Source organism: Peribacillus cavernae (assembly GCF_003989135.1).
Classification (GTDB): Bacteria; Bacillota; Bacilli; order Bacillales; family DSM-1321; genus Peribacillus; species Peribacillus cavernae.
Genome location: NZ_RYZZ01000011.1, coordinates 1 through 15,104, shown reverse-complemented (window position 1 = coordinate 15,104; position 15,104 = coordinate 1). Strand labels below are relative to the sequence as shown.

The 15,104-nt window shown below is 43.0% G+C and carries 14 protein-coding genes, 1 tRNA gene, 1 other RNA gene and 1 other annotated feature; of the genes, 13 read left to right on the top strand and 3 right to left on the bottom strand.

What is annotated here, in order from left to right:
- Positions 1–1,112 precede the first annotated feature (1,112 nt).
- On the bottom strand, positions 1,113–2,078 hold the full coding sequence (locus ELQ35_RS10660) for a YaaC family protein (RefSeq protein WP_126864827.1): 966 nt from the start codon (positions 2,076–2,078) through the stop codon (positions 1,113–1,115).
- Positions 2,079–2,193: 115 nt separating this feature from the next.
- On the opposite strand from ELQ35_RS10660, the gene guaB reads away from it, so the two are divergent.
- The 6 genes from guaB to ELQ35_RS10630 all read left to right on the top strand — a co-directional run bounded on the left by guaB (position 2,194) and on the right by ELQ35_RS10630 (position 8,788).
- Entirely contained in the window at positions 2,194–3,657 is a 1,464-nt protein-coding gene (gene guaB / locus ELQ35_RS10655; protein WP_126864826.1) for an IMP dehydrogenase, read from the top strand.
- A gap of 200 nt (positions 3,658–3,857) precedes the next feature.
- Positions 3,858–5,186: a D-alanyl-D-alanine carboxypeptidase family protein gene (locus ELQ35_RS10650; RefSeq protein WP_126864825.1), complete on the top strand. Its 1,329-nt coding sequence runs from the start codon at positions 3,858–3,860 to the stop codon at positions 5,184–5,186.
- Positions 5,187–5,322: 136 nt separating this feature from the next.
- Positions 5,323–6,204 (top strand): pyridoxal 5'-phosphate synthase lyase subunit PdxS, encoded by an 882-nt coding sequence (gene pdxS, locus ELQ35_RS10645; RefSeq protein WP_126864824.1) that lies wholly within the window; start codon positions 5,323–5,325, stop codon positions 6,202–6,204.
- Between the two features lie 27 nt (positions 6,205–6,231).
- Positions 6,232–6,822: a pyridoxal 5'-phosphate synthase glutaminase subunit PdxT gene (pdxT, locus tag ELQ35_RS10640; protein ID WP_126864823.1), complete on the top strand. Its 591-nt coding sequence runs from the start codon at positions 6,232–6,234 to the stop codon at positions 6,820–6,822.
- Between the two features lie 54 nt (positions 6,823–6,876).
- Positions 6,877–7,096 (top strand) — a binding site (T-box leader).
- A 74-nt stretch (positions 7,097–7,170) separates the two neighbouring features.
- Positions 7,171–8,448 (top strand): serine--tRNA ligase, encoded by a 1,278-nt coding sequence (serS, locus tag ELQ35_RS10635; protein WP_126864822.1) that lies wholly within the window; start codon positions 7,171–7,173, stop codon positions 8,446–8,448.
- A gap of 247 nt (positions 8,449–8,695) precedes the next feature.
- Positions 8,696–8,788 (top strand) — tRNA-Ser (locus tag ELQ35_RS10630).
- Positions 8,789–8,924: 136 nt separating this feature from the next.
- Here ELQ35_RS10630 and ELQ35_RS10625 read toward each other — a convergent pair.
- Both ELQ35_RS10625 and ELQ35_RS10620 read right to left on the bottom strand, forming a co-directional pair.
- The gene (locus ELQ35_RS10625) at positions 8,925–9,596 is read right to left on the bottom strand and encodes a deoxynucleoside kinase (protein ID WP_126864821.1); all 672 of its coding nucleotides are present in this window, start codon (positions 9,594–9,596) and stop codon (positions 8,925–8,927) included.
- Positions 9,580–10,233 (bottom strand): deoxynucleoside kinase, encoded by a 654-nt coding sequence (locus ELQ35_RS10620; protein WP_126864820.1) that lies wholly within the window; start codon positions 10,231–10,233, stop codon positions 9,580–9,582. Before ELQ35_RS10620 ends, ELQ35_RS10625 begins: the two co-directional genes overlap by 17 nt.
- 241 nt (positions 10,234–10,474) lie before the next feature.
- Here ELQ35_RS10620 and tadA point away from each other — a divergent pair, with 241 nt between their 5' ends.
- The 7 genes from tadA to ELQ35_RS10585 all read left to right on the top strand — a co-directional run bounded on the left by tadA (position 10,475) and on the right by ELQ35_RS10585 (position 14,741).
- The gene (gene tadA, locus ELQ35_RS10615; RefSeq protein WP_126864819.1) at positions 10,475–10,996 is read left to right on the top strand and encodes a tRNA adenosine(34) deaminase TadA; all 522 of its coding nucleotides are present in this window, start codon (positions 10,475–10,477) and stop codon (positions 10,994–10,996) included.
- A 79-nt stretch (positions 10,997–11,075) separates the two neighbouring features.
- Positions 11,076–11,340, top strand: an RNA gene (ffs, locus tag ELQ35_RS10610) — signal recognition particle sRNA large type.
- A 177-nt stretch (positions 11,341–11,517) separates the two neighbouring features.
- Positions 11,518–13,209 carry a DNA polymerase III subunit gamma/tau gene (gene dnaX / locus ELQ35_RS10605; protein WP_126864818.1) on the top strand — a complete coding sequence of 564 codons (1,692 nt, stop codon included), beginning with the start codon at positions 11,518–11,520 and terminating at the stop codon, positions 13,207–13,209.
- 20 nt (positions 13,210–13,229) lie between these two features.
- Positions 13,230–13,547 carry a YbaB/EbfC family nucleoid-associated protein gene (locus ELQ35_RS10600; protein WP_221884960.1) on the top strand — a complete coding sequence of 106 codons (318 nt, stop codon included), beginning with the start codon at positions 13,230–13,232 and terminating at the stop codon, positions 13,545–13,547.
- A gap of 16 nt (positions 13,548–13,563) precedes the next feature.
- Entirely contained in the window at positions 13,564–14,160 is a 597-nt protein-coding gene (recR, locus tag ELQ35_RS10595; protein ID WP_126864816.1) for a recombination mediator RecR, read from the top strand.
- 15 nt (positions 14,161–14,175) lie between these two features.
- Positions 14,176–14,394 carry a YaaL family protein gene (locus ELQ35_RS10590; protein ID WP_126864815.1) on the top strand — a complete coding sequence of 73 codons (219 nt, stop codon included), beginning with the start codon at positions 14,176–14,178 and terminating at the stop codon, positions 14,392–14,394.
- 83 nt (positions 14,395–14,477) lie between these two features.
- On the top strand, positions 14,478–14,741 hold the full coding sequence (locus ELQ35_RS10585) for a pro-sigmaK processing inhibitor BofA family protein (RefSeq protein WP_126864814.1): 264 nt from the start codon (positions 14,478–14,480) through the stop codon (positions 14,739–14,741).
- Positions 14,742–15,104 lie beyond the last annotated feature (363 nt).

Below are 15,104 nucleotides of genomic sequence, written 5' to 3'. Positions count from 1 at the left end.
TAGGACGTCGCCAAGCAAGCGCAAGACCAGTCGATGAGGCTGGTCTTTTTTGATATATTAAAACCGAAGGTTGAAATACACGAAAGAAGTAGAATGCAATTTCAAATAAAATAAAGAAAACGTAAACCTGGATGGGGAGGTCGAGGAAGCGAGAGAGCGAGGACCGGAATGTACTATGTACATGAGGACCGGAGCGAAGGAAGCAGACGAAGAGATCCGCCGCTCATCGCCATCCAGGGTCCGAACACGGAAGTTGAGCTCGAGCGCTGATGGTAGTTGGGGGATTAAGGAGCTTCTCCTAAAACCGCCACATCCATGTGGCAACGGAGAAGTCAGCACATCCTGTGCAAGTCCTGTGAGAGTAGGACGCCGCCAAGCAAGCGCAAGACCAGTCGATAAGACTGGTCTTTTTTGATGTTTCAAGCATGCAGGAGTAAAAAGCATGATAGAGACTTCTGTTCGAGGTGGGAACCGAATACATGAAGCTAATAGTAGTCCGTTTTCCGATTTAAGAGCGATAGGCCAAATGTAAGAGCGATCATCGAAATTTATGATCGATCATAGTTTTTCTAATAGGAAAATGAAAAATATTGAGGAGAATTCCTATGGGTTGTGGAAGAAACCTTGCCGGAATACTACCTTTTTTCCAGTTAAGAGCGATTATTCAAGAGGTAAGAGCGATTATTCGGATTTAAGAGCGTTAATCCAAATGTAAGAGCGATCATCGAAATTTATGATCGAACGTAGTTATTCTAAGACGAAGAGATCCGCCGCTCATCGCCATCCAGGAGTCCGAACACAGAGGGTGAGCTCGAGCGCTGATGGTAGTTGAGAGATAAGAGGGCTTCTAAAACCGCCACATCCATGTCGCAACGTAATAGTCAGGTAGTACAATCTTCGGGAAAGTCTTCGGCCAGCGATGAGGCTGGTCTTTCTTCCTTTTGAGAATAGGAAGTTGCCCAGGAAATAAAGTCATGAAAAAGAAGGTCAGGAATGCAGTGTCCGCCGGTTTGTAAATCCTTCTCAGTTCATGATTTCAAAGGGTTTAAGATATTTCGAAACCTCTGGTATAGCTTAGTAAGGCGTTGCAATATTTTAATAATGACTAAGGATCATACGTCTATAAACCGTTCTTTCGTCAGCCATTCATATACAAGATGAGGGCCTTTAATCAGTGTGGTATTTAAAAATTGTGAAATAAGTGGATAATCATCATTCGCCATTGTTTTAAGCAGTTCCGACCACCATTCTGTCTCATATCGGGCAATCATACTTAAATTATAGAGCAACAGATAATGTACCAATAATTCTGGAAATCCAAAGCAGCTGGAGTTTTTATTCATCGAGATTGCGAAACTTTTTTCAAAAAGGTGATAATGGATTGGTGAATCAAGATTTAAGGACCATTCACGGCCTGGATGCAAAATCAGGCGGGCTTCTTGTTCTTCAACAGAGTATTTATTCTTTGTTTTCGCTTCAAGAAAATCCTTAAAACGGCTGCCGGTCATGTGAAAGGTATCCAGAATTGAGGATGGAAGTGAATATCCTTCTACCATAGGTATAAGTGTTTTAAAATTGCTTTTAGAATGGAGAAATTGAAAGCATTTCTCTAGTTCTGGAAGTTCCTTCAACAATTCCCCCATGGAAAATTTCTCTCCGTCCAGATGTTTCAGATGAAACATTTTCTCAGCCATATAAGTAAATAAGCCGTTTTTTTGCACTTTGACTTCATCATATATAAATTCATATTGCTGCTTTTTCCGTTTCCGAGTGGTAACGCCATGAGCCAAAACGGATGTTGACTCTGGATAGTTCGGATCAATCGTTAGAAGGCAGGCTTTAAGAAGCTGGATAAAGCCGTAAAAGGATAAAATAGGCTGAATTGATAATGGAGCAGCGGCCGCCTGGTTATAATAAGCTTGAGCATGTTCGATGTAATATATAAAAGGATAGCAATTCTCAAAGCTTTTCTTTTCCTTGTCCATTATGTTCGCTTCTGCATAACATTTCTTTAGATAAGTTTGTGTAGAGGATGCAGAGAAAAAGTAAATGAATGAATTCCAGACGTCATTTTTCATTTCCAAGATAAAACCTCCAAATTAATAGAAAAGTCTAACATTTCAAAACTTCCTTGACAGTATTTTGTCCAATTGATAACCTACAAATAATATTTTTAGCAGGAGGGGAAAAAAGATGTGGGAAAATAAATTTGCAAAAGAAGGATTAACCTTTGATGATGTGTTGCTAGTACCGGGTAAATCCGAGGTGCTTCCAAAGGATGCAAATCTGCAAGTTACATTGGCAGAAAATCTTAGGCTCAATATGCCAATTATCAGTGCCGGGATGGATACGGTAACTGAAGCGGAGATGGCGATTGCCATGGCACGCCAGGGGGGCCTAGGCATTATTCATAAAAATATGTCCATTGAACAACAGGCAGATTTGGTGGATAAAGTGAAACGTTCCGAAAGCGGCGTCATTACCGATCCTTTTTTTCTGACTCCTGTACATCAGGTTTTTGATGCTGAACATTTAATGGGAAAATATCGCATTTCCGGGGTTCCAATCGTTAACAATGAAGAAGAACAGAAATTAGTCGGCATTATTACCAATCGAGATTTGCGGTTTATCGAGGACTTTTCCATGAAAATTTCCGATGTGATGACAAAAGAAAATCTCGTTACTGCTTCTGTCGGTACGAATCTGGAACAAGCGGAAAAGATTCTCCAGCAATATAAAATTGAAAAACTCCCTCTTGTAGATGATAACGGTGTATTAAAAGGGCTTATTACCATTAAAGATATAGAAAAAGTCATTGAATTTCCTAACTCAGCAAAGGACAAGCAAGGAAGATTGCTTGCCGGCGCTGCAGTCGGTGTTACGAAAGATACCATGAAACGCATCGAGATGCTTGTGAAATCAAACGTTGATGCAATTGTCGTAGATACAGCACATGGTCATTCTCAGGGGGTGCTTGATACGGTAAAGCAAATTCGTGACGCTTATCCTGAGCTGGCCATTATTGCAGGGAATGTCGCTACTGCTGAAGCGACAAAGGCCCTGATTGAGGCTGGTGCAGATGTTGTCAAGGTAGGCATTGGGCCAGGATCAATCTGTACAACACGCGTTGTAGCAGGTGTTGGGGTGCCGCAAATTACGGCTGTTTTTGATTGTGCGACAGAAGCACGCAAGCATGGTAAGACAATCATTGCAGATGGCGGAATTAAATATTCAGGAGATATTGTGAAGGCTTTGGCAGCAGGCGGTCATGCCGTTATGCTGGGCAGCATGCTGGCCGGTGTCTCTGAAAGCCCGGGAGAAACAGAAATATTCCAGGGAAGACGCTTTAAAGTTTACCGCGGGATGGGTTCTGTTGCGGCAATGGAAAAAGGGTCAAAAGATCGTTATTTCCAGGAAGAAAATAAAAAATTTGTTCCAGAAGGCATAGAAGGGCGGCTGCCTTATAAAGGACCGCTTGCCGATACCATCTATCAATTAGTGGGCGGCATTCGGTCTGGTATGGGATACTGCGGGTCAAAAGACCTTCATGCACTCAGAGAAAACAGCCAATTCGTACGAATGACCGGAGCAGGTTTGCGAGAAAGTCACCCGCACGATGTACAAATTACAAAAGAGTCTCCCAATTACTCTATGTAAGAAAAGCAGAAGTCTTTTGAAAACTGCCTTATTTCCTATTTTACAAAAAAATAATTTCATTAAAAGTAGGCGGAGAGGTACTTTTCTCTGTCTATTTTTTTTAATATGTTTGTGATAAACTAGATAAGGCGTTTGTTTCCAAATAACGGAGAGAGTCTCTTCGACAATATAGAAGCTATGAAAGTTGGAGGTATTTGAAAGTGAAAAGAATCAGCAAGATTACACTGATCTTTACGATGTTTTTTGTTTTGATGGCATCGCAATTTGCCTATAACCCCGGCAGTGCAAAGGCCGAAGAAGATACACTGGGATTAAAGGCGGAAGCGGCTATCATTCTTGATGCGAAGTCGGGGAGAATCCTTTATGAGAAAAACGCAGATAAAGTACTGGGTATTGCTTCTATGTCCAAAATGATGTCTGAGTATATGGTTCTCGAAGCGATTGAAAAAGGAAAGCTAGATTGGGATCAGAAAGTGAAAATCAATAATTATGTATATAGACTTTCGAAAGCCCCGAATCTTTCAAATATAGGACTGACAGAAGGGGAAGATTATACAGTAAAAGAATTATACTCTGCCATGGCAGTCCACTCCGGGAATGCTGCCACGGTCGCATTGGCAGAGGCGATTGGCGGGAGTGAGAAAAACTTCGTCAAAATGATGAATAAGAAGGCTAAAGAATTAGATCTAAAGAACTATAAATTTGTGAATTCAAGTGGATTGAACAACAAAGACCTTCTCGGAAATTATCCGGCAGGTGCTCCCGACGAGGAGAATGTCATGACCGCACGTGACATGGCGACATTAGCATTTCATATCATTGCTGATTATCCTGAGGTTCTCGAATATGCGAAAATTCCAAAGTTGAAATTTCGCGATGGGAAAGAATACCCTAACTTTAACTGGATGCTTCCAGGGTTGATTCATGAATATCCTGGAGTTGACGGCTTAAAGACTGGATCCACAGATTTTGCCGGCTATGCCCACACTGGTACAGTAGAGAAGGATGGCCAGCGTTATATCACCGTCGTCATGAAATCGACTTCTAAAGGAGAACGGTTTGCTGATACGACAAAGCTTATGAATTATGCATTCGATAACTTCGGTAATGAAAAAGTCCTTTCTGCTGACTATCAACCAAAAGATAAAAAGACGATTCCTGTTGTAAAAGGAAAAGAGGACTCTGTTAAAATAACAACAAAACAACCTATCGATCTAGTAATCAAGAATGGGGAAAAGAACAATTATCAGCCTGTAGTAGTTGTAGATAAAGACAAGCTGAATAAAGACGGTGAATTAACTGCTCCCGTTAAAAAAGGTGAAAAAGTCGGGTATGTAACGGTTAAACAGAAGGAAGCCAAAGAATATGGATTTATCACCAGTGAAGGCAGCAAAGCGAACAAGGTTGATCTAGTTGCGCTTGAAGATGTTGAGAAATCGAATTGGTTTGTGCTTTCGATGAGGGCAGTAGGCGGCTTCTTCGGTGATGTGTGGCATAGTGCTTCATCCACAGTTACGAGTTGGTTCTAGTTATTTCCACTCTTAAAAAAGCCGTTTTTATAGTGCTCCTGTCTTGACAGGAGTTTTTTTTTAGAGATAATTCATATAATAGGCTATATATAGTTAGATTAAAATTAGGCAGTCAACTTTTCTAGGGGGTAAAAAAATGAATACTGGTACAGATAGAGTTAAACGCGGGATGGCTGAGATGCAAAAAGGCGGCGTTATTATGGACGTTGTCAATGCTGAACAGGCTAAAATAGCCGAGGAAGCCGGGGCAGTTGCCGTTATGGCGCTGGAACGTGTCCCTTCTGATATCCGTGCAGCAGGCGGAGTAGCAAGAATGGCTGATATCTCAATTGTTCAGGAGGTAATGGAGGCTGTCTCCATTCCGGTTATGGCGAAAGCTAGAATCGGACATATTGTGGAAGCGCGTATCCTTGAATCTCTTGGCGTAGATTATATCGATGAAAGTGAAGTTCTCACACCGGCAGATGAAGAGTATCACTTAAATAAAAAGCTGTATACGGTACCATTTGTTTGTGGCTGCCGTGATTTAGGGGAAGCAGCACGCCGTATAGGTGAGGGTGCTTCAATGCTTAGAACAAAGGGCGAACCGGGAACAGGAAATATCGTCGAGGCTGTTCGCCATATGCGACAAGTAAATGGGCAGGTACGTAAATTAATTTCGATGAATGAAGATGAAATTATGACAGAAGCTAAATTACTAGGAGCTCCTTACGAAGTCTTGCTTCAAATCAAGGAGAATGGCGGTTTACCTGTCGTGAATTTCGCAGCGGGTGGAGTGGCTACTCCTGCAGATGCTGCATTAATGATGGAACTTGGAGCAGACGGTGTGTTTGTCGGCTCTGGAATTTTCAAATCGGAAAACCCAGCAAAATTCGCTAAAGCGATAGTGGAAGCTACAACCCATTACCAGGATTACGAATTAATTGCCAACCTGTCCAAAGGGCTGGGTGAGGCAATGAAAGGACTTGAAATTTCATCATTGACTCCTGGACAAAGAATGCAAGAGCGCGGCTGGTAATCAGCAAAGCGCAAGGAGGCTATCATCATGATTACGATTGGCGTTTTAGGACTGCAGGGCGCTGTCAGGGAACATGTCCGCTCCATTGAGATATCAGGTGCCGCGGCTGTCGTTGTGAAAAAGGCGGAACAGCTCGAGGGTATCGACGGCTTGATTATCCCTGGCGGGGAAAGCACGACAATGCGAAAGCTGATGAATCAGTATGGTTTCATGGAGCCTCTAAGGGAATTTGCTCGTAAAAGAAAACCCATTTTCGGTACATGTGCAGGGCTGATCATTTTGGCGAAACATATTGAAGGATTTGAAGAGCCTCACCTTGGAGTATTGAATGTAACAGTTGCACGGAATTCTTTTGGCCGGCAGATAGACAGCTTTGAGGCAGACCTTGAGATTAAAGGCATGGAAGATCCGTTCACGGCTGTCTTTATCCGTGCTCCCCACATCATCGAAGCTGGAGAGGGAGCAGAGGTGCTGGCTGAATATAATGGCCGGATTGTAGCGGCACGTGAAGGACAATTTTTAGGATGTTCATTTCACCCAGAGTTAACGGACGACCACCGTCTTACGGAGCTCTTTATTGAAATGATAAAAGAATCTCTTCGTGCTAAAGCTGTATAAAGTGGTTGCATCTTGTTGAAAATTATAGTACATTATGGAAAACAATTTGATTATCATAAAACCATGACAGGAATCAGTAACAGGCATTGCTTTCTACAGAGAGCCGGTGGAGGGTGTAAACCGGTGTCAGCAGCCTGTAAATCCATCCTCGAGTAAAGTAAGGAACACCTAGCGGGTAAGTAATTACTTTCGGCATAAGCCGTTATCTTTATAAGTGGAAGGCATGCTATGCTTTCAACTAGGGTGGCAACGCGGGTAAACTCTCGTCCCTTTTTTGGGGACGGGAGTTTTTTGCGTTTTCAGATTTGGTTTCATAGATCTTGATGGGAAAATGAGGAGGAATTACGCATGCTGGATTTGAAATTTTTACGCAATAACTTTGAAGAAGTAAAGCATCTGCTGCAACATCGCGGTGAAGATTTGACGGACTTAGGGAAGTTTGAGGAATTGGATGTGAAGCGCCGTTCTTTACTTGTTGAAACGGAGCAGCTTAAGAACCGCCGCAATGAAGTATCCCAGCAGATAGCTGCCTTAAAGCGGGAAAAGCAGGATGCTGATGATTTAATTACAGAAATGCGTGAGGTCGGCGATAAGATTAAAGGGCTGGATACCGAGCTTCGTGATGTGGAAGCGATTTTGGAAAAACTGCTGTTGTCCATTCCCAATATTCCACACGAGAGCGTTCCTGTCGGTGAGACAGAGGATGATAATATTGAAATCCGCAAATGGGGTGAAGTCCCGTCATTTGGATTTGAAGCAAAGCCGCATTGGGATGTTGCCGGAGCGCTTGGCATTCTCGACTTTGAACGGGCTTCAAAAGTTACAGGCAGCCGTTTTGTCTTTTATAAAGGTTTGGGTGCCCGGCTTGAGCGTGCGTTAATCAGCTTCATGCTTGATTTGCACGTTGAAGAGCATGGATATGAAGAAATGCTGCCGCCTTATCTGGTGAATCGTGCGAGCATGACCGGCACAGGCCAGCTGCCTAAATTCGAAGAAGATGCGTTCCGGATCGAAAGTGAGGATTATTTCTTAATCCCGACCGCGGAAGTACCGGTGACAAACTATCATCGGGATGAGATCTTGGATGGTGATGATTTGCCAATCAGTTATGCTGCATTTAGTGCGAGCTTCCGGTCTGAAGCTGGATCTGCAGGAAGGGATACACGCGGCCTGATCCGCCAGCATCAATTCAATAAAGTGGAGCTTGTGAAATTCGTGAAGCCTGAGGATTCTTATAAGGCGCTTGAAAAACTAACGGGGCATGCTGAAAAAGTGCTTCAGCTTTTGGGCCTTCCTTACCGTGTATTAGGCATGTGTACGGCCGATCTCGGCTTTACTGCTGCAAAAAAATACGATATCGAAGTCTGGATCCCAAGCTATGGAACGTACCGCGAAATTTCTTCTTGCAGTAACTTTGAAGCCTTTCAAGCAAGGCGGGCTAATATCCGATTCCGCCGCGACACAAAGGCTAAACCGGAGCATGTCCATACATTAAATGGCTCTGGTCTGGCAATCGGCCGTACTGTGGCCGCGATACTGGAAAACTACCAGCAGGCTGATGGCAGCGTCGTGCTCCCTGAGGTGCTAAGACCGTATATGCGCGGTGCTGAAGTGATTAAACGGTAATCTCACAGAGGGAAAAGCATTGCGCTTTTCCTTCTTCTAAAAAGATAAGTATAACTTTTTCAATAGTACAGTTCTCAAGCTTCGACGTATATGAATGTACTAGCGCCGACGAGGGCATAAGGGCGTGGCGGATATTAGTTGACGTTTTTTTTATAAACAATTCCGCTTTTCTTAGAATTTTTTTGAAAAAGCATTTTAAAATATTGACAATGAATTTTATCCATGTTAATCTATTACATGTTGATACGGAGGAATACCCAAGTCTGGCTGAAGGGATCGGTCTTGAAAACCGACAGGGGTGTCAAAGCCCGCGGGGGTTCGAATCCCTCTTCCTCCTCCATTTTTAATTGAATAACCACAGCGCATAATAAGAGATCGTATGAGATCATAAAAAAATCGTTACAGCAATGTAGCGGTTTTTTAATTTTTCTGGTATAACTTCTTACAAAAAAATCACCAGTTACCTGGTGATTTTTTTATATTTTACGTAGTCTTTTTGTTTGTTCCATAAACGAAGCAATCCGTTCGACAACAGGTTCTGCCGATCCATGGCTTTGTACAAGATCGTAGTCATTGATATTTAAACGCAAGACCGGACACGCGTTAAAGTGGTTGATCCAATCTTCATAGCGTTGATGCATTTCCTTCCAGTACCCAACGGGAGTCTGCTGTTCCATCGGGCGGCCGCGTTCCTTGATCCGGCGGAGAATGTCTTCAAGTGATCCTTCCAGATAAATGAGAAGATCAGGATGCGGGAAATACGGTGTCATGACCATTGCTTCAAAAAGGCTGGTATACGTTTCGTAATCCACCTTGTTCATCGTTCCCTTTTCATAATGCATTTTTGCGAATATACCTGTATCTTCATAAATCGAACGATCCTGGATAAAACCGCCGCCGTATTCAAAAATGCGTTTTTGTTCTTTAAAGCGTTCTGCCAGGAAATAAATTTGGAGATGAAAGCTCCAGCGTTCAAAATCATCATAGAATTTATCAAGGTAAGGATTTGCATCGACCTTTTCAAGTGAAGTCCGGAAATTCAAAGCGTTTGCCAGGGCATTTGTCATCGTCGATTTGCCGACTCCTACCGTTCCCGCAATTGTGATGACGGTATTATGTGGAATGTCATATTTATTTCGTAGGTTCATTCGTATAAACTCCTTTTTGCAACTCGTCCCCTATTTGCGATAGGATTGTCGTTAAATCCTTTTCATTCTCCACGAAATCGAGCAGGTCTCCGTTGAAACGCAGGACAGGTATGTCTGGATGCTGTTCCTCATAAGTCTCCATAAAGGTTCGATAATCAAGTGATAATTGTTCCAGATATAACGGGCTAATATTCTTTTCGAAGTCCCTGCCTCTTTTGCTGATCCTGTTTAACAATGTATCCAGGCTGGCATTTAAGTAGATAACCATGTTTGGTCTTGGCATATCATCTGTTAGTATATTAAAAATTTCAAGGTATTTATCATATTGGCGGTTCTTTAATGTTCTTTGTGCAAAAATTAAATTTTTGAAAATATGGTAATCTGCCACGACCGCTTTATTATCGGAAATAATTTGTGTTTCAATATCCTCTAGTTGCTTGTAGCGGTTGCAGAGGAAAAACATTTCAGTTTGAAAGCTCCACTCATCTATATTTTTGTAGAATTTACCAATAAATGGGTTTTCGTCTACAATTTCCTTCAATAGTGTAAATTGGAAATGTTCAGAGATTGCTTTAGCTAATGATGTTTTTCCCACACCAATCGGACCCTCAACGGTGATAAATGGTGTGTTCTTCATGAATTCCGTCCTCCTTCAAAGCACATCCTGATCAGGTTCAACATGGCTAATTCAGCCTATTTGGTTTTCAGTCCAAAAATTATTGTATCACAGACTGGTAGATTAGACAGGGCATTCTAATTAGTGGTTGCGGTATCAGCTATCTTCCTTTAAAATTCATGATTAGGTCAGGATTTCCTTTTTAAAAGCCGCTTGCGCTGTTATTCCTTTACCTTTATTATCTCATGAAAGGGTTTCGATAATGAAAGATGATTCTTTTTATATGCAAATGGCGTTGGTAGAAGCGAAAAAGGCAAGGGATTTAAACGAGGTTCCGATTGGAGCTATTATAGAGGCAGCTGGAAAAATTGTCGCAAAGGGGCATAATCTTCGTGAAACAGACCACAATGCTATTTGCCACGCAGAGCTTCTGGCGATAAAGGATGCTTGTGAAACGCTTGGAACCTGGCGTCTGGAGGATGCTACCTTATATGTAACCCTTGAACCCTGTCCGATGTGTGCCGGAGCGATCATCCAATCCCGCATAAAAAGGGTCGTTTTCGGGGCGCATGACCCGAAAGCGGGTTGCGCCGGCACGCTAATGAACCTGCTCCAGGATAAGCGGTTCAACCATCAAAGTGAAGTGACAAGCGGCATTCTGCAGAAAGAGTGCGGAACAATCCTGACTGATTTCTTCAGGGATCTGCGTGAACGCAAAAAAGCCGAAAAAGCCAACAGGAAGACCATGCAGCTAGATAGGAATGAAGGAATTGACAGGGAATAAAGATTGCTTTTTTCCCGGAACCTTAGTATACTAAATTATGCGCCGTAAATGGCGCTATGTGAATATGGTAGCAAATTTGCCGTGCTAGGCGGGGAGGTAGCGGTGCCCTGTACTCGCAATCCGCTCCAGCGAGGCTGAATCCCTTCTCGAGGTTAGCATACTGTAGGGCCTGCCTTAAGTAAGTGGCGTTGACGTCCGGGTCCTGCGCAATGGGAATCCATGAACCATGTCAGGTCCGGAAGGAAGCAGCATTAAGTGGAAGCTCTCATGTGCCGCAGGGTTGCCTGGACTGAGCTAACTGCTTAAGTAACGCTTATGGGTGCTAATCGACAGAAGGTGCACGGCAGTTATTACATAGCACGACAACTCATCCATTGGATGGGTTTTTTTGCGGTTATGGCAAGTTTTTAAAAAAATTCCGGATAGCTATCAGGATGACAATTCAGTCTGATAAGATTTTGAAAAAAAGAAAATTTTTACGGTATAATAGTATGGGAATAGAAAATAAAGGGGGCGTTACCGTGGGGTATCAAGCATTATATCGAGTATGGAGGCCGCAGCAGTTTCTTGATGTCGTAGGCCAGGGGCATGTGACCAAAACCTTGCAGAATGCTCTAATGCAGCAAAAGGTTTCCCACGCCTACCTATTTTCTGGCCCGCGCGGTACAGGAAAAACGAGTGCGGCAAAAATTCTGGCGAAGGCTGTGAACTGTGAAAAGAACCTTGTAAGTGAGCCTTGCAATGAATGTGCAGCCTGCAAAGGGATTGCCGATGGCTCGATTCCTGACGTGATTGAAATTGATGCGGCATCCAATAACGGCGTGGAAGAAATCCGTGATATCCGTGATAAAGTGAAATATGCGCCAAGTGCAGTTGCCTATAAAGTATACATTGTTGATGAAGTCCACATGCTTTCACAGGGAGCATTCAATGCATTGTTAAAGACGCTCGAGGAACCTCCAAAGCATGTGATTTTCATTTTGGCTACTACAGAACCTCACAAGATACCGCTTACGATCATCTCCCGCTGCCAGCGGTTTGACTTCAAAAGGATTCAGCCGCAGGATATTGTTGGGCGAATGGCACAGATTGCTACTGAAACGGGCGTAGTATTTGATGACCAGGCGATGCATATCATTGCCAGAGCTGCGGAGGGTGGAATGCGCGATGCATTGAGCCTGCTTGACCAGGCCATTTCATTCAGCGAAGATGAAGTCACCGTTGAGGACGCCCTTACGGTAACCGGATCCGTGTCACAGGCATTTTTGAGCCGCCTGGCAAAAGCGTTATATGAAAAAGACGTAACAAATGTCCTGCAGATATTAGAGGAATTGCTATCCATGGGAAAGGATCCTTCCCGGTTTATCGAGGATATGATCTTTTTCTTCCGGGACATGCTGTTGTATCAAACTGCACCGGGCCTGGCCGATTCGTTTGAACGGGCGATGATTGATCCTGGTTTCAAGGAATTGGCGGAAGCAGTTACAACAGATTATATTTATGATATTATCGAAAGTTTCAACAAGACCCAGCAGGAAATGAAGTGGACGAACACACCGCGGATATTTCTCGAAGTGGCCCTGGTTAAACTTTGTCATCAGGAACGATCCGCACATGTATCCGACGGCAGGATAGAAGAGCTGCAGCAAAAAATTTCTGAACTGGAAAGGCAGCTTCAGGAGATCAGGGAAAAAGGGATAGCGATAACTACGGAAGAAAAGATGGCAGCAACACAGCCAAAAACCCAGCGTGTGTCGAAAAAGGCTTATAAAGCCCCCGTAGGGAAGATCCATCAAGTTCTCAAGTCAGCGACCAAGCAGGATCTGAACCAAGTCAAAAGCCGATGGGGAGAAATTCTTGAGCAGCTTGGACAACAAAATTTAAAATCTTTGGCAGCTTTACTGAATGAAGCTGAACCGGTAGCTGCTTCTTCAACTGCGTTTGTGTTAAAATTCAAATATGATATTCATTGCCAGATGGCGATGGAAAATACCCGGTTTCTTGAGGTAATGGCAGCGATTATGCAAAAAATAACTGGCCATCGCCTTGAAGTGGCGGGAGTTCCTGAAAATCAATGGCAGCGAATAAGGGAAGACTTCCTTGCCACTCAAGCCATCGATTCACCCGATGCAAGAGTACAGCAAGAAGAAGACCCTTTTATCGCAGAGGCCCGTAAATTAGTCGGTGATGAATTGCTAGAAATTAAAGAATAATTGGAGGTATGGATATGGGAATGCGTGGCGGAAACATGCAAAATATGATGAAACAAATGCAGAAAATGCAAAAGAAAATGGCCGAGGCCCAGGAAGAGCTTGGCGAAAAGAAAATTGAAGGTACAGCTGGCGGTGGAATGGTAACGGTTATCGTTAGCGGCCATAAAGAAATTGTCGAAGTGAATATCAAACCAGAGGTTGTCGATCCGGATGATATCGAAATGCTTCAGGACTTAGTATTAGCAGCTACCAATGATGCCTTGAAAAAAGCGGATGAACTGACTAATCAAACAATGGGGCAATTCACAAAAGGATTAAACCTTCCTGGAATGTTTTAATCCTAGGGGGAATAATATGCATTATCCTGAACCAATTTCCAAGCTTATTGACAGTTTTATGAAATTGCCGGGTATTGGCCCTAAAACGGCAGCCCGGCTTGCTTTTTTTGTATTGGGTATGAAAGAAGATACGGTTTTGGATTTTGCAAAGGCACTTGTGAATGCAAAGCGGAATCTGACATATTGTTCTGTATGCGGGCATATCACGGACCAGGATCCCTGTTATATTTGCGAGGACCAAAGACGCGACCGCAGTTTGATATGTGTGGTACAGGATCCTAAAGATGTCATCGCCATGGAAAAAATGAGAGAGTTTAACGGTTTGTATCACGTTCTTCACGGAAGCATTTCACCAATGGATGGAATCGGTCCTGAGGATATCAACATCCCCGATTTATTGAAACGCCTTCAGGACGAAGCGGTCCAGGAAGTGATATTGGCAACGAACCCGAATATCGAAGGGGAAGCAACAGCCATGTATATTTCGCGTCTCTTAAAACCATCAGGAATCAAGATTACGAGAATCGCCCATGGCTTGCCTGTCGGCGGTGACCTTGAATACGCAGATGAAGTTACTTTGTCTAAAGCTCTTGAAGGTAGAAGAGAAATGTAAGAGTGGAGGGCTAAAATGTTCTTTCGTCGAAAAGGTTGGCTGCGAAATGAATATGACGAAAAGTTAATGCAGCAATTGGAACAGCAAAAAAGAAACTGGTTCAGCCGGAAATCACTGCTGGAAAAAAGTTTTGATCCATCAGATGATGCACTCGTTCAGGCTAAATTGGCAGAAGTGAAATACTTTTACCTGTTCAAAGAGGCAAAGGAAAGACAGGTAAGAGTGAAAAGGTGAGAAAAGCTCCCTGCCACATGGTTCTTAATTCGTTCTTCACATCATAAATTGAAGTACAAGCTACTGTGTGGGGAGGGATTATTTTGGAGCCGATTGTAGTTGTTGCGGTTATTGCCGGCTTGATTTTGTTATTGCTTTTAGTGGGTGCACCATTAAAGCCAATTCGGTTTTTGGGACAGGGACTGATAAAGGTTGTGATCGGGGCGGTATTTTTATTTTTCTTAAATGCGTTAGGCAACCAGGCAGGAGTGCATGTGCCGATAAATATTATAACAGCATCTGTTTCTGGTTTTCTTGGCATACCAGGTGTTGCTGCACTAGCCGCAATTGATTACTGGGTAATGTAAATTCAGGAGCAGCTGCAGAGCTCGAGCTTAGCCACTCGAGCCTTTTTTTGTTATTCCAAAATAAAAATCAAATATGGTTGACCATAAACTAAAGTGGTGGTATCATGTTTTCTTGTCGTTAAAAAGGATAATAACTCAATTTTGATCAAAAAAACATATAAAAAGTTATTGACGTTGATAGTGTGAGATGTTATAGTAATAAAGTCGCTTCCGAGAGAAACGATTAGGAAAATCCGGCTTGCAACCGAGTCTTTTAGACGAAGGTGGAACCGTTAATTTTTCTTACACGTTCAGAAAGAACCTGTTTATACTTTTTGATTAGCCGAAATAATTGCTCTTTGAAAACTGAACAAAACAAAGCGC